Origin of the sequence: Neisseria sp. P0016.S008 (assembly GCF_051957775.1) — a bacterium.
In the GTDB taxonomy this organism is placed as follows: Bacteria; Pseudomonadota; Gammaproteobacteria; order Burkholderiales; family Neisseriaceae; genus Neisseria; species Neisseria flavescens_B.
This window is the reverse complement of sequence record NZ_JBQCWB010000001.1, coordinates 194,896-213,706: the sequence shown is the minus strand read 5'-3', so window position 1 is coordinate 213,706 and position 18,811 is coordinate 194,896. Positions and strand designations below refer to the sequence as shown.

Here is an 18,811-nt window from a genome sequence, read left to right as displayed (position 1 = left end):
CCTTGATATGTATTTTTGTGCGGCTGCGATTCTAGCCGATTTGGGGAGGGCTGTCTTTTCGCTGCAAAGTTTTCTTTGCTTAATATGTTGATTTTAAGATGAAACTTATAAAATGGATGATTGTTTTCAGACGGCCTTGGAAAAGTTAAAATAATTAATATAGAAACCATATATGTGCCGGGTTCGTTGCCTAGCTGTCCTTCTGAAAATCATCATGATTCATTTCTTATCTCAAAATATTTTATCTAAACAAGCCACTGCCATCGGGCTGCTTGCCGTTGCCTTGTGGAGCTTCGTCATTTCTCTGATACGCTCTTTGAGCCTGCATATGGGGGCAGTGGGCGGCGCGGCAATGATGTACACCTTGTCTACCGTATTGATTTGGCTGATTTTCGGCCGGCCGCATTTGCGCAATTACAACCGCAGCTATCTGTTTTGGGCGAGCGTGTTTTTTGTCGGCTGCGAATTGTGTTTGTCGCTGTCGGTCGGCTTTGCACAAAACGCAAGACAGGCGGTGGAAATCGGCATGGTCAATTATTTGTGGCCGACGTTTACCATCGTCGGGGCGGTATATTTCAACAAACAGCCGTCAAAATGGTGGATAGTCATCGGCTTTGTGCTGTCGTTTTTGGGGATTGCTACTGTACTGGGCGGCGATGTCGGCTTGTCGATTTCCGGCATCTACCACAATGTCCGCACCAATCCCGGCGGCTACATCATGGCATTTGCGGATGCAGTGTTTTGGGCGGCATATTGCACGCTGACGGCACGTGTGAAAGCGGAAGGCAGCAGCGTCGGCTTCTTCTTTGCGCTGGTGTCGATACTGTTGTGGATCGAATACTTTCTCAGCGGCGCGGATACGTTGAATTTTGATACTGTATCGCTCGGCTATGCCGTTGCCGCCGCAGCTTGTATGGGGCTGGGCTATGCAGTGTGGAATATCGGTATTTCGCGCGGCAATCTGACTGTATTGGCAGGCGCATCTTATTTCATTCCAGTGTTGTCTGCGGTGGTGTCATCGTTTGTGATTAGCGCGCCGTTGTCCATGACGTTTTGGCAGGGGGCGGGAATGGTGTGCTTAGGATCGATTGTATGTTGGTTGGCGACACGGAGAAAACGGATGGCGTGAGGCAATATCCCATAGCTTCGCGATATAACGAAAACAGCTTTTTTAACAACCAAACATTCTTTCCCATTTTCAGACGGCCTGTTTAAAGTAGAGACCAGTTTGAGAAATCACGAGAAATAGGAAAGAACCATGACCGCAACCACCGCCCCGCTTTTGCGCTTCATTACCGCCGGCAGCGTCGATGACGGCAAATCCACCCTCATCGGCCGCCTGCTCTACGACAGCAAAACCTTGCTGACCGACCAGCTCGACAAACTCAACCGCGCTGCTGAAAACGGCGAAACGCCCGACTTCGCCAGCCTGACAGACGGCCTTGCCGCCGAGCGCGAACAAGGCATTACCATTGACGTGGCCTACCGTTATTTCGCCACGCCCAAACGCAAATTCATTATTGCCGACACGCCGGGACACGAGCAATACACGCGCAATATGGTTACCGGCGCATCAACTGCCGATGCCGCCATTATTTTAGTCGATGCCACACGTGTCGATTTTTCCGGCAGCGAGCCCGTCCTCCTGCCGCAAACCAAACGCCACAGCGCAATTTTGAAGCTCTTGCGCTGCCCCAACATCATCGTCGCCGTCAACAAACTCGACCTGCTCGACTTTGACGAAGCCAAATATCAAGCCATTACCGAGGCCTATCGCAAACTGGCGGAACAAATCGGCCTCCAAGCCCAAATCCACTTCCTGCCCATCAGCGCCTTAAAAGGCGACAATATCGTCAATGCCAGCAGCCAAACCCCGTGGTATCAAGGTTTGCCGCTTTTACCTTTGCTTGAGAGCCTGCCGGTCAACCGTCAAAATGCCGCTGACCAAGCCGCACATTTTCCCGTACAACGTGTGGCGCGCCAAGACGGCAGCAGCAGCGACGATTTCCGCGGCTATCAAGGCAGATTGGAAGCAGGCCGTCTGAAAGTGGGCGATAAAGTTAAAGTTTTGCCCAGCGGCCATGTTGCCAAAGTTGCCGAAATCTATAATGCAAACGGCAAAACCGAATCTGCCGAGGCAGGGGAAGTGTTGACGGTCGTTTTGGATACAGACATCGATATTTCACGCGGCAACAGCATTGTTTCAGCCGATAGCGTCATTGTTCCCGAACAACAATTTCAAGCCGCGCTTTGCTGGTTTGACGATATTCCGCTCAATCTGCGCCGTAAATATTTGCTGAAGCACACTACCCAAACCACGCCCGTAAAAATCAGCGAAATTGCCTACGTTTGGGACGTGAATACCCTCAGCCGGGTTGAATCTGCCGAAACGCTCAAGCTCAACGATATCGGCAGCGTCAGCTTCAAAACCCAACAGCCGCTCGCCGCTGCCGCATACGAAGACAACCATGCTCAAGGCGCGTTTATTTTGATTGACGAAGCCACCAACCATACTGTCGCGGCAGGCATGATACGCAAAGTCAGCGAAACAAACAGTTTTGAAATTTAAAAGAAAAGTTGAAATAAAAAAAGGCCGTCTGTTGTTCAGACGGCCTGTTATTTTATCCAAGTCAGAAATGCTTATGCGCCGTAAACCGGATATTTATTGCACAAAGCAGTCACTTGTTCGCGGACTTTGGCGAGGTTGGCTTCATCTTCGGGATTGGCCAATACGTCGGCAACCAAGTTTGCCAATACGCGCGCGTCGGCTTCGTTAAAACCACGAGTGGTCATGGCGGCAGAGCCGATGCGGATGCCGGAGGTAACGAATGGTTTTTCCGGATCATTCGGGATGGCGTTTTTGTTGACAGTGATGTGAGCTTTGCCCAAAGCGGCTTCGGCGGCTTTACCGGTGATTTTCATCGGTTGCAGGTCAACAAGGAAAACGTGGCTTTCGGTACGGCCGGAAACGATGCGCAAACCACGTTTAACCAACTCTTCCGCCATGGCGGCAGCATTGATTTTCACTTGTTTTGCGTATTCTTTGAACTCAGGTTGCAACGCTTCTTTAAACGCTACGGCTTTGGCAGCGATAACGTGCATCAGCGGACCGCCTTGCAGGCTTGGGAAGATGGCAGAGTTCAGCGCTTTTTCGTGAGTATTGTCACGGCACAAAATCACACCGCCGCGAGGGCCGCGCAGGGTTTTGTGGGTGGTGGTGGTGACGAAGTCGCAGAATGGCACCGGGTTAGGATATTCGCCGCCGGCAATCAGGCCGGCATAGTGCGCCATGTCGACAAAGAGGTATGCGCCGACTTTATCGGCGATTTCGCGGAATTTCGCCCAGTCGATTTGTAGCGCGTAGGCAGATGCACCGGCCACAATCATTTTGGGTTTGTGTTCAAGAGCCAAGCGTTCTACTTCGGCATAATCGAGAACTTCGTTTTCATCCAAACCATAAGTAATGGCGTTGTAGAGTTTGCCGGAGATGTTAACGCTTGCGCCATGGGTCAAGTGGCCGCCGTGTGCCAGAGACATGCCCAAAATGGTGTCGCCCGGTTTCAAAACAGAAGCATATACGGCTTGGTTGGCTTGGGAGCCGGAGTGCGGTTGGACATTGACATATTCTGCGCCAAACAACTCTTTAGCACGGTCAATCGCTAATTGTTCAACAATATCAACGTATTCACAGCCACCGTAGTAGCGTTTGCCAGGATAGCCTTCAGCGTATTTGTTGGTCAATTGCGAACCTTGGGCTTCCATAACGGCACAGCTGACGTAGTTTTCAGAGGCGATCAGCTCGACATGGTCTTGCTGGCGCTTGTCTTCTTGGGCGATGGCTGCTGCCAAATCGGGGTCATATTGTGCAAGGGTAACGCTTTTTGAAAACATGTTCTCGATTCCTTTGTGATGGGCTGAAAATATAGGATGGAGTGCTGCGAATTGGTTCAAGATGAACTATTTTTCTTGCATTGTCAACAATTGTGTCGGGTGTTTGGTTTCAGACGGCCTGAGATTGAAGGGTTTATTTGAAAATATCATCTTGTTTTAAATGAAAATCCATTTTTTCCAGAAGCGCGGCTAAATCGGCTTCTGCTTGGGCGGCTTTAAGATTTTTTGCCAGTTCTACCAAGGCTACCGCATTTAATCGTTCTTTCTCCAGCCGTAGGGCTTCTTCGCTGAAGATTTTGATATTGTCTGCCGATTCGGCATCTATTTTTTCAAATGGATAAAACGATTCTTCGTGTACGGCCAAACCGTCGGGCAGGGGCGCGGCATGGTTGAAATCGGCATCATTGACCGGCATCCATGAAGGATGGTTCTCAAGCAGGATAAATTGTCCGTCCATGCCGTTGATATGACGGAATAGGGTGGTTCGGCCATTGTGTAAACGCATAAGCCCGATTGTATGCCCAAGTCGGCAAGCCGTCTATAAAGCCGTTTCTTTCTATTTTGGCGCTAACTTATGTTGATATTATTAATTTTGATGTAAAACAGTTTCGACTTAAAAAAGACTGGATAAAACGCCCGTGTTTGTTATAATGAAGCTAAAGATTGATTCGTCCTAGTTTTTGACAGCAGTACTTTTTTATTTAATTAACAAGAGAGGAAAACAAAATGTTTCCAGAATATCGCGATTTGATTTCTAAACTGAAACAAGAAGATGCACACTTTGCCCGTTTGTTTGACGAGCACAATGAGCTGGACGATAAAATCACCGGTTTGGTTAACAACCCTGTTACCAGCGGTGCCGAAGAGATTGAAGAGTTGAAAAAAGCCAAACTCAAACTCAAAGACGAATTGTATGCTCTTCTGCAAAAAGCAGCAGGCAAATAATTAAAAATTGAATAAGGCCGTCTGAACGGTATGATAGGAATCTCGGATTTCGTTTCATACTGTTTCAGACGGCCTTTTTACTTGTTTGGTATTTTGTTATTTCTATTAGCACAATTTAACTTTTAATTGTAAATCACTCTTAATTGCATTGAAAATTCTGTTAAGTTTATTTAAAATCCAAACTAATTTTCATTTTAATTTTAAACAAACAAAACCAAGAGAAACAATGCAATGAAAACATTCACACTCGCCATTTTGCCTTTGGCGTTAATTAGTGCATTCTCACACGCAGCTGAAGAGAAAGCCGTTGAGCAGGCTGAAGTCGATACCGTTTACGTTACTGCCGAGAAACAGTTGCAACAGTCGCTCGGCGTATCGCGTATTTCTAAAGACGACATCGACAAACGCCCTGCAGCCAATGATATTTCCGAATTTGTCCGCACCATGCCTGGGGTCAACCTGACCGGCAATACGGCAACAGGTCAGCGTGGCAACAAACGCCAAATCGACTTGCGCGGTATGGGCCCTGAAAACACTTTGATTTTGATTGACGGCAAGCCGGTTAATTCGCGCCAGTCCGAGCGTATCAGTATGCGCGGTGAACGCAATACGCGTGGCGACAGCAACTGGGTGCCGGTTGAAGAGATTGAATCCATTACCGTCTTGCGCGGTCCGGCAGCGACCCGTTACGGCTCTGGCGCGATGGGCGGCGTGGTCAATATTGTCACCAAAAAAGTGTCTAAAGAATTTAAAGGCCAAGTCAATCTGTATGCCAATCAGCCGCAAGACAGCAAAGAGGGCGCAACCCGCCGTATCGGCTTTAATTTGAGCGGCCCGATTATTCAAGATACTTTGGGCTTCCGCATTTACGGCAACCTGAATAAAACGGATGCAGATGCTGCCGATATTAATGCCGGACACGGTAATGACAGCGCGGCCGGTGTCGAAGGCGTACGCAATAAAGACATTGCAGGCCGTCTGCAATGGAAAATCAACCCAGCGCAAACGCTGATTTTAGACAGCAGTTACAGCCGTCAGGGCAATATCTACAACGGCGATACGCAAAACAGCAATCCGCGTTCTGCTTTGGTTAATTCTTTGGCTGACAACAAAGCCGAAACTGCCCGCTTATACCGTTCCGCTTATTCTTTAACGCATGATGGCGCGTGGGATTGGGGCGATACCAAAAACGTAATCAGTTATGAGCGCACGGTCAACAGCCACTTGCCTGAAGGTTTGGCAGGTGGTCCGGAAGGCAGCTATACAGGCTTGGATTTTGTTCAAAGCCGTCTGAAAAACCTGCGTTTCAGCAGCGAAGCAAATATTCCGTTTAAACTTGGTGTCGATAATGTATTGACGGTTGGTGCGGAATTTACTGACAGTAAATTGGACGATCCTGCTTCCAATACTCAGGGATTTAAAGACCAAGGTAAAACCGATGTGTTTAACGGTATCTCCGCAACGCGCGGCGGTAAGGCTTCGCAACGTAACTGGGCGGCCTACGTTGAAGACAATATTTCGTTGACCGACAAAACCCATCTGATTCCGGCCATCCGCTTCGACCACAACAGCGACAGCGGCAGTAACTGGAGTCCGGCTTTGAACTTCTCGCATCAAATCGGCGAAAACTGGTTGGTCAAAGGCGGTGTTGCCCGCGCGTACAAAGCACCAAACCTGTATCAAACCAATCCTGACTTTATCCTGTACACACGCGGTCAAGGCTGTCCGCTCAATGCGCCGAACAGCGTCCGTTGCTATTACATGGGCAACAACAATTTGAAACCTGAAACCAGTATCAATAAAGAGATTGGTCTTGAGTTCAACAAAAACGGCTGGCAGGCTTCCGCGACTTATTTCCATAATGCGTACCGCAATAAAATCGTAATTGGCGACCAGCTTATTGCCACCAGCAATATCGGCAACTGGCTCCTGCAATGGGAAAATACGCCGAAAGCGACTATTTCGGGTATCGAAGGCAACTTGGTGATTCCGTTGCATGACACACTCAAGTGGAGCAACAATTTCACTTATATGCACAAATCTGAAGATTATCAAGGCAATCCATTGTCTTTGGTGCCGAAACACACCATCAACAGCACATTGTCTTGGACACCGAACGAACGCTTCGATGCCAACCTGACCTTTACCCACTACGGTCGCACCAAGCCGCGCGGCGTGGCGATTAATAGATTGGAACGAGACGGCAATCCTCGTGCAGGCGTGGCAGCGTTGTCTTCCGAACACAGCCAAACCCAAGTCGGCTCTTACGGCATTTGGGGCATCAATGCAGGCTACAACTGGAACAAACGCGTGGCCGTCCGTGGCGGTATCAGCAATCTGTTTGACAAAAAACTGTATCGCACAACTGCCGGCGCACAAACTTATAACGAGCATGGCCGTGCTTTCTACGGCAGTTTGAAAGTATCGTTTTAAGTAGAGGCGTATTAAATCAGGCCGTCTGAAACGGTGTGAAATGAAATCTAGGATTTCTGACACATGGTTTCAGACGGCCTTTTTGATTTTAAATTTAGGAGTATTTGTTGTTACGGAATTTGCTTCACTTTTAAGAAAAGTAAAAGGGTGGCATTCGCCGCCCTGAGAATACAAACTACTTATTCGACCCAAGTCACCATTTCTTCAATCGGTTTGCGTGATTTTTTGGTGATTTCTTTGGCTCGATAGCCGAATGTTGCCGCTACGGATACACCCCATTCATTGGCATCAAACAGGCCTTCTGCTGCCAATACTTCGTTCATTTTATCGTAGTTGAAGCCTTCGATTGGACAGGAATCGATGCCGATGGCGGCTGCGCCTGTGAGCATATTGGCCAAAGCAATATAGGTCTGTTTACCGCTCCAGTCGAAGAGTGCGCGTTGGTCGTCGGCAATTTTAATGTCGGTTTCTTGGAAGCTTTTGTATCTTGCCAATGCTTTTTCCAGCTGCTCTCCTTGCAGACCCCTGCGTTCGGCAACACTGCGGAAGAACGGGGTATCGTAACGGGCATTTTTCTTGGCAAGGATAATCACCAGATGGCTGCAGTCGTCCAGTTGGAATTGCATCCCCCAGCTGAAAGGCTTGATTTTCTCACGCAGGGCTTTGTTTTGAATCACCAAGAATTTCCATGGCTCGGAGCCGACAGAGCTGGGCGAGAGGCGGGCAAATTCTAAAATCGCTGCAAAATCTTCTTGGCTGATTTTTTTGTTGGGATCGTAATAACGGGTGGAGCAGCGATTTTCGAATACTTGCAGCATTTGTTCGCGTGTAATTTTACTCATTGGTTTTTCCTAATAAATGAAGATGTTATTTTGACCGTTTTGCCGATATCCGGTTTGCGTGAATTGGAGGAGAAAATAGGATAGGGCAGCACTATGTTAAATCAAACCCTGCGGTTAGGCTATCTTTTAATTTTGAATTTCGCAGAAAAAATCGATTAAGTATCAATATGAATATGAAAAGGCCGTCTGAAATTTTAAAAGTGAAGTTTCAGACGGCCTTTGATTTCAAATCCTGATTACAGATGCGGATTCATCAGGTTTTCTGGTGAGAGGATGCGGTTGAGCTCTTCTTCGCTCAACAGGCCGCGCTCTAGTACGACTTCGCGTACGCCTTTGCCGGTTTGGGCGCAGATTTTGCCGACCAAATCGCCGCTGTGGTGGCCGATGTACGGATTCAGGTAAGTGACCAAACCGATGGAGTTGAAAACGTAGCGTTCGCAGATTTCGCGGTTGACCGTAATGCCTTTGACGCATTTTTCGGACAGGTTGACCGCGGCGTTGCCCAAGAGGGAAATAGTTTCAAACATACATTGGGCGATGACCGGCTCCATGACGTTCAGCTGCAACTGACCTGCTTCGGCCGCGAAAGTGATGGTGGTGTCGTTGCCGATGACTTTGAAGCACACTTGGTTGACGACTTCAGGAATTACCGGATTGACTTTGGCCGGCATGATGGAAGAACCGGCCTGCAATTCAGGCAGATTGATTTCTTTCAAACCGGCGCGCGGGCCGGAAGAGAGCAGGCGCAAGTCGTTACAGATTTTGGACAGTTTGACGGCTGTGCGTTTCAATGCGCCGTGTACCATCACATATGCGCCGCAGTCGGAGGTCGCTTCGATCAGGTTTTCAGTCAGTTTGCAAGGCAGGCCGCTGACTTCGGAGAGTTTCTCAACGACTAAAGCCGCATAGCCTTTGGGTGTATTCACGCCCGTACCGATGGCGGTAGCGCCGAGGTTGACTTCAAGCAGCAGGGAGCGGGTGCGGTCGAGGTTGAGGATTTCTTCTTCCAGCAATACTTGGAAAGATTGGAATTCTTGGCCGGCAGTCATCGGCACGGCATCTTGAAGTTGGGTGCGACCCATTTTCAAAACGTCTTTAAACTCTTCGGCTTTGGCGGCAAAGGCGTTTTTCAGGATAGCCAGTTTGTCGAGCAATTCGCCGATGCTGTAATACACGGCAAGGCGGAAGCCGGTAGGATAGGCGTCGTTGGTGGATTGGCTGGCGTTGACATGGTCCATCGGATTGACGATGTCGTAGCGGCCTTTTTCGTATCCCAACACTTCCAGTGCAAGGTTGGCAATGACTTCGTTGGTGTTCATGTTGACCGAAGTACCGGCGCCGCCTTGATAAACGTCGGACGGGAATTGGTCGAGGCAACGGCCTTTGACCAATACTTCATCGCAGGCTTTTTCGATGGCGGCCGCGATTTCCGGCTTGATGGCACCCAATGCGCCGTTGGCTTGCGCGGTGGCTTTTTTAACCATGACCATGCTGCGGACAAATTGCGGTACGTCGGAAATTTTTTGTGTGGAAATTTTAAAGTTTTCAATGGCGCGCAAAGTATGGATGCCCCAATATACTTCAGCAGGGATCTCGCGGTCGCCTAGTAAATCGTGTTCGATTCGTACAGTCATTTCTCTTACCTTCTCGTATAGTTGTGTTGGTGTGCATTATGCGTTTGGAACATTAGCCCAGTTCGGCAAGATTGTCCAGTCTATAAGGCTTAATCGTCAGGATGAAAGCGCGCCGCTTCGCGTTCCTTGGCAACCGTATCTTTGTCTTTCAGCTTCGCGCCCAGACCCAACATTTTTTCGTATTCGGATTGCGGTGTGCCGTCTTCCTGCATACCGAACGCGCTGGCATTGACCCAGAGGGCGAGTAGGGAAACGATAATGGCGAAAAAGCCGACGATATACCAAAACATTTTTTTCTTCCTTGTGTGTCTGCGTGTGCAGATTGTTGTGGTTTGTAAAGATGTGAATGTAGCACAAACGCGGTTGGGTTTAAATTCTTCTCCCGCATCCTTTCATTGATTTACCTGTAAGTGTTTAGAAAGGAAAAGGCCGTCTGAAAAGTAAGACTTTTCAGACGGCCTTGAGGCTTTGTCGGGAAGATTAGCCGCCGCATGCGCCGCAGCAACCGCCTTCGCCGTGGCCGCCACGTTTTTCTTCGTTATTGATAACGGGCAGCTCGGTTTCTTCGGTTTGCTCTTTTTTATCTTCAGGCAAATCGTTTACTTTGATTTTGTTTTCTTCGGCCATGATACATCCTTTCAATGGATTGAGGAGTGGAAAGATTCATAAAGATAGCATCTTTAAGCGGATAAACCAAGCAGTACAAAACTGCCTTGTGATAATGCCATGACTTGGAACAATAAATTTGCTTGTAAAAGCGTTAAGGCCGTCTGAAAAAATCCAATGAAGAGTGTTGGTTTTTATGGTTTGAAATGGCAGCAGAAAGATTTAAGAATGCTTGATCTGAAAGGATAAACTGACATTGATTTCAAAAAACAATACAATGTTATCATCATCTGGAACAGTCAATTTATCGGAGCATATATGTATTCACACCACAGCGAACGCCATTTTAGCGACCGTAACAACTGGCTTCGGGCAAGCGTATTGGGTGCCAATGACGGCCTGATTTCCACTGCCTCGCTGTTGACGGGCGTAGCCGCTGCCGCGCCAGATTTCCAAACCCTGCTGTTGACGGGCGTTTCGGCGCTTATCGGGGGCGCAGTGTCAATGGCGGCGGGGGAGTATGTTTCTGTGTCCAGCCAATCGGATACGGAAAAAGCCGATTTGCACAAAGAACGCCACGAATTGGCAAATAATCCTGATGCGGAATTGGAAGAGCTGACGGAAATTTACCGCCGCCGCGGTTTGTCCGACCCGCTCGCCGCAGAAGTGGCCAAAGCCTTGATGGAACACGATGCGCTCGCCGCCCACGCGCGCGACGAAATCGGCATTACCGAAACCTCTGCCGCCCAACCCATGCAGGCCGCGCTGGCTTCTGCCGCTTCATTTTGTGCCGGCGCGATTTTGCCTTTACTGGTTGCATTGACGGCTTCTAGTGCCATTGTTCCGGCCTTGGCGGTTTCCACTTTGTGCGGACTGGCCGGACTGGGCTATGTCTCCGCCAAACTTGGCGGCGCGCCCGTCGTTCCTGCCGTTTTGCGCGTGTGCCTGTGGGGCATTGCGGCATTGGTGATAACCGGATTTATTGGAAAATTGGCAGGCGTGGCTGTCTGAATTTAAGGCCTTATATTCTTTTAAACCTGTATCCAGTAAAATTGAAAATCTATTTGATCGCTAAAGGCCGTCTGAAAATTTTTCAGACGGCCTATGGTGCTTGTATTTACTTATTACAAACTGTTTTGTCATGACTTATCCGATTCCCAAACCCCGTGAAAAATCCCGTTGGCTTAATCTGTCTCAAGGCTCGTTGCCCTTGGCTTTGGCGCGTTATTTGCCGCATAAGCAGCTCAAGGTTGTCTTGACCCAAGATGCGGAACAGGCGCTACGCCTTCAGACGGCCTGGCTGTTTTTCCGTCCGCACGATACGGCAGTGTTTCTGCCGGACTGGGAAACGCTGCCTTACGAGCGTTTTTCGCCGCATCAGGATTTGGTGTCGGAGCGCTTGTCGGCATTGTGGCAGATTAAAAGCGGCGCGGCGGACGTGTTGTTCGTACCGGTTGCCACGGCGATGCAGAAGCTGCCGCCTGTGCCGTTTCTGGCAGGGCGCACGTTTTGGCTGAAAACAGGACAGACTTTGGATATAGGCCGTCTGAAAAGTGATTTGGTGGATGCGGGTTACAACCATGTTTCCCACGTTGTCGCGGCGGGCGAGTTTGCCGTGCGCGGCGGCATTGTCGATTTGTTCCCGATGGGCAGCGAAATGCCGTACCGCATTGATTTGTTTGACGATGAAATCGACAGCATCAAAACCTTTGACACTGAAACGCAGCGCACCATCTCCCCCGTTTCTGAAATCCGCCTGCTGCCGGCGCACGAGTTCCCCACCGACAGCGAGGCGCAAAAAATCTTCCGCAGCCGTTTCCGCGAGGAAGTCGATGGCAATCCGAACGATGCGGCTGTGTACAAAGCCGTCAGCAACGGCCATTTCGGTGCAGGCGTGGAATATTATCTGCCGCTGTTTTTTGAAAACGAGTTGGAAACGCTGTTTGACTATATCGGCGAAGATGCGTTGTTTGTTTCATTGGGCGATGTTCACGCCGAGACAAACCGCTTTTGGAGCGACGTCAAATCGCGTTACGCCATGGCGCAGGGCGATGAAACTTATCCGCCTTTGCTTCCACAGTATTTGTATCTCTCTGCTGATATTTTTGCAGGCCGTCTGAAAAACTACGGACAGGTGCTGCCCGATGTTTCCGGTAAGGAACATACTCTGCCCGACCTTGCCGTCAACCGCCAAGCAGATGAACCGTTGCAGGCATTGAAGGATTTTCAGACGGCCTTTGACGGACGAATTTTGCTGTGCGCTGAAAGTTTGGGACGGCGCGAAACCATGCTCGGTTTCTTGCAGCAAAACGGTTTGAAAGCCAAACCTGTATCCGATTGGCAGGGCTTTTTGTCGGCGCATGAGCCGCTGATGATTACAGTGGCGCCGTTGGCTTACGGGTTTAAATTAGAAGATCAAAACATCGCGGTTATTACCGAATCCGATCTTTATCAATATGTTGCCCGCTCGCGCAAACATCATCGTAAGAAACACGCCGCCGTTTCAGACGGCCTGTTGCGCGACCTTGCCGAAATCAATATCGGCGACCCTGTCGTGCACGAAGAACACGGCATCGGCCGATATATGGGCTTGGTCACAATGGACTTGGGCGGCGAAACCAACGAAATGATGTTGCTCGAATACGCGGGCGAAGCGCAGCTTTATGTGCCTGTTTCGCAACTGCATTTAATCAGCCGCTATTCAGGTCAGGCGCATGAAAACGTTACTTTGCACAAGCTCGGCAGCGGTGCGTGGAACAAGGCGAAACGCAAAGCCGCTGAGAAAGCGCGTGATACCGCCGCCGAGTTGCTCAACCTCTACGCCCAACGCGCCGCCCAATCGGGACACAAATTTGAAATCAACGAGTTGGACTATCAGGCGTTTGCCGACGGTTTCGGCTACGAAGAAACCGAAGACCAAGCCGCCGCCATTGCTGCCGTAATTAAAGACTTGACGCAGGCGAAGCCGATGGACCGCCTTGTGTGCGGTGATGTCGGCTTCGGCAAAACCGAGGTCGCCCTGCGCGCCGCGTTTGTGGCGGTGATGGGCGGCAAACAGGTCGCCGTACTCGCTCCGACCACGCTTCTGGTCGAGCAGCACGCGCAAAACTTTGCCGACCGCTTCGCCGATTTTCCCGTGAAAGTCGCCAGCCTTTCGCGTTTCAACAACAGCAAAGCCACCAAAGCCGCGCTGGAAGGCATGGCAGACGGCACGGTCGATATCGTTATCGGTACGCACAAATTGGTTCAGGACGACATAAAATTCAAAAACTTAGGTTTAGTGATTATCGACGAAGAACACCGCTTCGGCGTGCGCCAAAAAGAACAGCTCAAACGCCTGCGCGCCAATGTTGATATCCTCACCATGACCGCCACGCCGATTCCACGCACCCTCAGCATGGCGCTCGAAGGTCTGCGCGACTTCTCGCTGATTACCACCGCACCCAGCCGCCGCCTCGCCGTCAAAACCTTTGTCAAACCGTTCAGCGAAGGCAGCGTGCGCGAAGCCGTGTTGCGCGAACTTAAACGCGGTGGGCAGGTATTTTTCCTGCACAATGAAGTGGATACGATTGAAAATATGCGCGAGCGGCTGGAAACCCTGCTGCCCGAAGCCCGCATCGGCGTAGCGCACGGACAACTGCGCGAGCGCGAGCTGGAACAAGTCATGCGCGACTTTTTACAGCAACGATTTAACGTGTTGCTCTGTTCCACCATCATCGAAACCGGCATCGACATCCCCAACGCCAACACCATCATCATCAACCGCGCCGACAAATTCGGACTGGCACAATTGCACCAGCTTCGTGGGCGTGTCGGCCGCAGCCACCACCAAGCCTACGCCTACCTGCTCACGCCCGAATACATCACCAAAGACGCAGAAAAACGCCTCGACGCCATCGCGGCGGCAGACGAACTCGGCGCAGGTTTCACCCTCGCCATGCAGGATTTGGAAATCCGCGGCGCAGGCGAAATCCTTGGCGAAGGGCAGTCCGGCGAAATGATACAGGTCGGCTTCACGCTCTACACCGAAATGCTCAAACAAGCCGTGCGTGACCTCAAAAAAGGCCGCCAGCCCGACCTCGACGCACCGTTGGGCATCACCACCGAAATCAAACTGCACAGCCCCGCCCTGCTGCCTGAAAGCTACTGCCCCGACATCCACGAACGGCTCGTCCTCTACAAACGCCTCGCCGTCTGCGAAACCGTGCAGCAAATCAACGCCATACATGAAGAACTGGTCGACCGCTTCGGCCTGCCCGAACAACCCGTCAAAACCCTGATTGAAAGCCACCACTTACGGCTTGCGGCAAAAGAATTGGGTATAGATGCCATCGATGCGACCAGCGAAGCCGTCACCGTTACCTTCGGCAATCACCACCAAATCGACCCGACAGAAATCATCCTGCTGATTCAGACAGATAAAAAATACCGGCTGGCAGGGGCAGACAAGTTGAAGTTTACGGCTCAGATGGAGGATGTGGGGACGAGGATTAAGACGGTGAAGAGTGTGTTGAAGACTTTGAAAGAAAGAGTGATAGCAAACTAGGGGCTAGTGAAAAGAGGTCGTCTGAAATTTTGCAGACGACCTGCAATACCATTTATACAGAAAACAGAATATCATTGGTGATGTCTAGAACAAGTTTAGCCTGTATAAGTATAGTATGCACCATGAAGTACACATATAGTTTAAAAATTTCACACAACTATTTTTTTAGCAATCTATACTACCAAATTGTCAATCAATTTCAAAATAATTAGCATATAAAATATTAAATTAAAAAGGATACGCAATGCTTCATGCTGTTATACATGGTAAAAGCAGTCGCTGGTTAAAAGATGCTAAAAAGAAATTTTCTACTCAATCTGAAGGTAACCATCAACGCATACCACGAGAAGATGAAATTACATCTACTATTTTTGGAGTCATGAAATATCTTGATTCTAAAGCCATATACCGTTTTTTTCGTCTTTTATCTAGGCAAGATATTCCAAACAATATTCATATTACTCATGAAATTGTTTTTTGGAGCCGCAAACAACATAAATGGAAGGATAAATCAATAAAGATTACTGAGCCAGATTTGTTAGTATCTTTTTGTGTTGATGGAAAAAAGGAAAACTATATTGTTGAACTAAAATGGGGAATCAACTCTCATTTTATGGAAGATCAATTAGAGAGAGAGTGGGAGAATTTCCAAGAGGAGAAAACATGTTTAATTTATATAGCCAGTAGTATTCACCCTAATTTTTATGAAAAAAAGAAAAATTATCCTTGGTATGCAGTTACTTGGTTGCAGTTTTTAGAGATAGTGTTAGCAGAATGCAATAATACTGAATTAAAAAATTATCATATTTATATGAATGATCTAAAATTATTTTTAGAAAAGCTGAATATTAAACGATTTAATTTCTTTCCTTTACTTCGTATCCCAAGTTATTTAGTATGGGATAATAAAACATTTGAATTAGTAGATTTTACTAGGATCAATGTTCCTCAATTGAAAAACCAATGGAAGGTTAACAATGGATAATTATTTAGAACAAGGCAGGAATATTACAACTGCATTAAACGAATTGGATAAATTTTTTATAGAAATTAATGCACTAAAGTATCTACTAATCAATACGTTAGATAAATTTCTTGATAGTAGTACAAAATTTAAAGCTTCAAATCATAAAGAAAGTTATCATTATTCAAATAGCGGGTATTTAGTACCTTGGTGTAATATAAGTATCGCCATATTTGATAAGAAAAAAAGAAAATTAACCGATGATCTAGCTTATAGGTTTATTAACTTCCAATTTTCATTTAGTGATGAAAGTGTTGCAATTCCTAATCAAATAGATAGACCTCTAATTCATATTAGTTCATCAGGTATAAGGCATGATAGCGAATGGTTTATTAAATATCCAATAGAAGAAATTTTATATTTTGATGAAGAGCCTGGATCATTTTCGTTAGAAAATAATGCGATTATCTGGTCAAACTATGACTACGGAGATAAATTTTGGCATTATAGTATCGACTTATTGAAAATAAATTCCCATAACTTCCAAGAACTCTTAATTAACCCCGTATACCGTCTTTTACATGAAGAACCATTACAGATAGTACCAAACTCGGCCTTGGATAATGCTTTAATTCGATACGAAAACTTGGAAAGCATCATAAAATAATAATGTGAAACTAACTCAAATTTTTACCAACAATAAGCCATAGCCCGCATGAAAGCTGCAGATAGGGTGTGTACGGCACGAACGCACACGGGCTTTGAATGTAAAAAAGGTCGTCTGAAACAATTTTCCAGCTTTCAGACGACCTTTTGTCAAATATTATTGGCAGCGGCTCAATGCCAACCTTAAGCCCGATCCGATTTCTTCAGGGCTGTTATCCAATGATAAAATTACATCGTCTGCATCAATGGCATCCCACGTTTCCAGCTTGACATGGCGGCTCGGGCTGATTTTCAGGCAGCCGTTGTGCAGCCAAATATCTCCGCTCATCATGTTTTTAAATAGTGCACGTCAAACCTACATACAGGGGAGTGTGCGGCACGCATGCATGCTTTAAGTGTGAATACAGAAGCAGTATAAAAAGGTCGTCTGAAAATAGCAAAACTGTCAGATTAAATAATATCCACTCTACGGCTAATAAATTGATTAGGAAATGATGATGAAAATTAAGGCAACATGCTGGGAGTAACAGGCTTGATATTATCCGGCTGCTTTTTCACTGATGAAATTAAGTTGGAAGATATTCAGAATTTTAAAATTACTGTCAATGAAGCTAAGGATAATAGACAGGTGCATTTGACAGGCTTATTAGGCAATAGTGCAATGGGTATTTCAGATATCAAAACAACTAGCCGCAACGATGAGCTGAATATTACTTTATTTCAAAAATTAGCAGGTTCGGAATACTCAGGAACATTAGATAAAGAAATTGCTCTTGAAAGCAATATCAAGAAGATTACTTATGGTTCTAAACACGAGATGATATGGCAAGACTAAAAATTATAGTAGAGGCCGTCTGAAAAAGATTCAGACGGCCTTTAAAATTATAAATAGGATAGATTTTTTGACTATCCTATTTCGATAACATTTTAAGATTTTTCTGCACAAAAAAAGGAATACAGCAACTGTATCATCTCGGTTACCCTCGGGTCGGCAATGTAATATTGCCGTTCCCGATGGTTTACTTCAAACGATACCAAACCGGCTTCACGCAGTAGCGCTAATTGGCTGGACATTGCCGCTTGCGGCAGTCCGGATGATTCAGCCAACTCGGTTACATTGTGCGGCCTTTCATGTAGTTTGCACAATACGGCGAGACGGTTGGGATTGGCCAGAAGTTTGAGAAAAGCGGTGGCTTCTTCGTAGGGCGGTTGATTGTCGGCAATGGTCATTTTTCACGCTTTTCGGCAAATGAGGAGGTCGAATTATCAGTCATAATGGCCTCAGCAGCAACTTTCAGACGGCCTTTGCTTAATGATTCCATGGCATTTTGGCCAGCAGGCGAGCCATGCCGCAGAATCCGGTTAGCCCGGCCGTTAATAGGCCTGCGCCGACCATCACGTCTATCAGATAAAACCAAGGCGATACCAACCAACCTGCCAGCACGCCCAACAGAATCAAACTGCCCGCAATGGTTTGCACCTGCCGTATGATATCCGGTGCGGCACGGTCGGCAACAATAGGAAGCCCTGCAGCCTTCCATGCCAGTAAGCCGCCTTCTAGAATATAACATTCGCGACCTTGGCCAAGCGTTGACAATATTGTTTCTGCCCGTGTTGTACGTTTACCGCTCAGGCAATAAAAAATCAGGCATGGGGCTGTATCATCGGGCAGTTTGTCTCGCTGCCGTTCAGGCGGAAGGGATAATGCACCGACAATATGCCCGCCCCGATATTCGGCTTGGCTTCGGATGTCCACTGCCAACGCGCCCTCACGGATTTTTGCCATTGCTTCGGAAGGCGTGATTCGCGGGAGTTGTCCGACCGTACTCATGTTTTGCCTTCGTTATTTTTTGTTGATGCGGCAGGTGTTGATGCCCAATAAGCTGTACAGTGCGCAATTGCCAATCAGTGCTGTACCCAGGGGGATGATGCCCAGCCAACCCCACCAGCCAATTTGTCCGGTAGCGGCTGCAGCAATCAGCGCTACGCCGATAACAATACGGATTACGCGATCCAAAGTACCCAAGTTTCGTTTCATTTTATTGCTCCTTGTTTCAGAATGAATCATCTATAAATAAATATATATAATAAAAATCATATATTAGAAATATTATATCCCTAAAAATGACTTTGTCAAATTATTTGTAACCATGCAGTTTGGAATAGGGATAGGTATTGGTTTGTTTGGTTGGTGTAAATGATCGCTTAAGCATCTGATTTAAAATAAAAGAACGATATGATTTTTATATATAAAAAAGGCCGTCTGAAAACTGAATTTCAGACG

General features: G+C 47.6%; 18 protein-coding genes and 1 pseudogene. 9 read left to right on the top strand and 10 right to left on the bottom strand.

All coding sequences use genetic code 11. The features are described from left to right. The first annotated feature begins 214 nt into the window (after positions 1 to 214). Together yddG and ACTHS8_RS01045 are read left to right on the top strand one after the other, a co-directional pair. Complete coding sequence (gene yddG, locus ACTHS8_RS01050; RefSeq protein ID WP_440372725.1) at positions 215 to 1,129, top strand: aromatic amino acid DMT transporter YddG; 915 nt, start codon at positions 215 to 217, stop codon at positions 1,127 to 1,129. Positions 1,130 to 1,258: 129 nt separating this feature from the next. After that, a complete protein-coding gene (locus ACTHS8_RS01045; RefSeq protein WP_440372724.1) occupies positions 1,259 to 2,569 on the top strand; it encodes a sulfate adenylyltransferase subunit 1 in 1,311 nt (436 codons plus the stop codon). A 71-nt stretch (positions 2,570 to 2,640) separates the two neighbouring features. On the opposite strand, the gene glyA is transcribed toward ACTHS8_RS01045, so the two are convergent. Continuing rightward, positions 2,641 to 3,891: a serine hydroxymethyltransferase gene (gene glyA / locus ACTHS8_RS01040; RefSeq protein WP_070631430.1), complete on the bottom strand. Its 1,251-nt coding sequence runs from the start codon at positions 3,889 to 3,891 to the stop codon at positions 2,641 to 2,643. 133 nt (positions 3,892 to 4,024) lie between these two features. Next, positions 4,025 to 4,396: a hypothetical protein gene (locus tag ACTHS8_RS01035; RefSeq protein WP_188209769.1), complete on the bottom strand. Its 372-nt coding sequence runs from the start codon at positions 4,394 to 4,396 to the stop codon at positions 4,025 to 4,027. A 221-nt stretch (positions 4,397 to 4,617) separates the two neighbouring features. Between ACTHS8_RS01035 and ACTHS8_RS01030 the strand changes: the two genes are divergently transcribed. Together ACTHS8_RS01030 and ACTHS8_RS01025 are read left to right on the top strand one after the other, a co-directional pair. Further along, entirely contained in the window at positions 4,618 to 4,836 is a 219-nt protein-coding gene (locus ACTHS8_RS01030) for a YdcH family protein (RefSeq protein WP_003685475.1), read from the top strand. Between the two features lie 231 nt (positions 4,837 to 5,067). Further along, the gene (locus tag ACTHS8_RS01025; RefSeq protein ID WP_440372723.1) at positions 5,068 to 7,269 is read left to right on the top strand and encodes a FepA family TonB-dependent siderophore receptor; all 2,202 of its coding nucleotides are present in this window, start codon (positions 5,068 to 5,070) and stop codon (positions 7,267 to 7,269) included. Between the two features lie 179 nt (positions 7,270 to 7,448). Here ACTHS8_RS01025 and ACTHS8_RS01020 read toward each other — a convergent pair whose 3' ends face one another. The 4 genes from ACTHS8_RS01020 to ACTHS8_RS01005 form a co-directional block, all read right to left on the bottom strand. After that, the gene (locus tag ACTHS8_RS01020) at positions 7,449 to 8,111 is read right to left on the bottom strand and encodes an NAD(P)H-dependent oxidoreductase (RefSeq protein WP_440372722.1); all 663 of its coding nucleotides are present in this window, start codon (positions 8,109 to 8,111) and stop codon (positions 7,449 to 7,451) included. 236 nt (positions 8,112 to 8,347) lie between these two features. Further along, positions 8,348 to 9,745, bottom strand: coding sequence for an aspartate ammonia-lyase (gene aspA / locus ACTHS8_RS01015; protein ID WP_440372721.1), 1,398 nt, complete (start codon positions 9,743 to 9,745; stop codon positions 8,348 to 8,350). Positions 9,746 to 9,834: 89 nt separating this feature from the next. After that, positions 9,835 to 10,035, bottom strand: a complete 201-nt coding sequence (locus ACTHS8_RS01010; RefSeq protein ID WP_003685538.1) for a hypothetical protein — start codon at positions 10,033 to 10,035, stop codon at positions 9,835 to 9,837. A 190-nt stretch (positions 10,036 to 10,225) separates the two neighbouring features. Continuing rightward, positions 10,226 to 10,372, bottom strand: coding sequence for a hypothetical protein (locus ACTHS8_RS01005; RefSeq protein ID WP_049336812.1), 147 nt, complete (start codon positions 10,370 to 10,372; stop codon positions 10,226 to 10,228). Positions 10,373 to 10,669: 297 nt separating this feature from the next. On the opposite strand from ACTHS8_RS01005, the gene ACTHS8_RS01000 reads away from it, so the two are divergent. The 4 genes from ACTHS8_RS01000 to ACTHS8_RS00985 all read left to right on the top strand — a co-directional run bounded on the left by ACTHS8_RS01000 (position 10,670) and on the right by ACTHS8_RS00985 (position 16,528). Continuing rightward, positions 10,670 to 11,362 carry a VIT1/CCC1 transporter family protein gene (locus ACTHS8_RS01000; protein WP_440372720.1) on the top strand — a complete coding sequence of 231 codons (693 nt, stop codon included), beginning with the start codon at positions 10,670 to 10,672 and terminating at the stop codon, positions 11,360 to 11,362. Positions 11,363 to 11,492: 130 nt separating this feature from the next. Then, positions 11,493 to 14,897, top strand: coding sequence for a transcription-repair coupling factor (mfd, locus tag ACTHS8_RS00995; protein WP_440372719.1), 3,405 nt, complete (start codon positions 11,493 to 11,495; stop codon positions 14,895 to 14,897). 244 nt (positions 14,898 to 15,141) lie between these two features. Continuing rightward, complete coding sequence (locus ACTHS8_RS00990; RefSeq protein ID WP_440372718.1) at positions 15,142 to 15,882, top strand: hypothetical protein; 741 nt, start codon at positions 15,142 to 15,144, stop codon at positions 15,880 to 15,882. Next, positions 15,875 to 16,528 carry a hypothetical protein gene (locus tag ACTHS8_RS00985; protein WP_254342339.1) on the top strand — a complete coding sequence of 218 codons (654 nt, stop codon included), beginning with the start codon at positions 15,875 to 15,877 and terminating at the stop codon, positions 16,526 to 16,528. The genes ACTHS8_RS00990 and ACTHS8_RS00985 overlap by 8 nt, the downstream gene beginning before the upstream one ends. 156 nt (positions 16,529 to 16,684) lie before the next feature. Here ACTHS8_RS00985 and ACTHS8_RS00980 read toward each other — a convergent pair. Further along, positions 16,685 to 16,876: pseudogene (locus ACTHS8_RS00980) on the bottom strand (contact-dependent growth inhibition system immunity protein); the annotation flags it as partial. A gap of 165 nt (positions 16,877 to 17,041) precedes the next feature. Between ACTHS8_RS00980 and ACTHS8_RS00975 the strand changes: the two are divergent. Further along, positions 17,042 to 17,362, top strand: a complete 321-nt coding sequence (locus tag ACTHS8_RS00975) for a hypothetical protein (protein WP_254342337.1) — start codon at positions 17,042 to 17,044, stop codon at positions 17,360 to 17,362. Between the two features lie 92 nt (positions 17,363 to 17,454). Here the strand turns inward: ACTHS8_RS00975 and ACTHS8_RS00970 are convergent, their stop codons facing one another. From ACTHS8_RS00970 to ACTHS8_RS00960, 3 genes are all read right to left on the bottom strand, one after another. Continuing rightward, positions 17,455 to 17,757 carry an ArsR/SmtB family transcription factor gene (locus ACTHS8_RS00970; protein ID WP_049322138.1) on the bottom strand — a complete coding sequence of 101 codons (303 nt, stop codon included), beginning with the start codon at positions 17,755 to 17,757 and terminating at the stop codon, positions 17,455 to 17,457. Positions 17,758 to 17,836: 79 nt separating this feature from the next. Continuing rightward, entirely contained in the window at positions 17,837 to 18,358 is a 522-nt protein-coding gene (locus ACTHS8_RS00965; RefSeq protein WP_254342335.1) for a rhodanese-like domain-containing protein, read from the bottom strand. Positions 18,359 to 18,370: 12 nt separating this feature from the next. Beyond that, entirely contained in the window at positions 18,371 to 18,565 is a 195-nt protein-coding gene (locus ACTHS8_RS00960; RefSeq protein WP_003685761.1) for a YgaP family membrane protein, read from the bottom strand. Positions 18,566 to 18,811 lie beyond the last annotated feature (246 nt).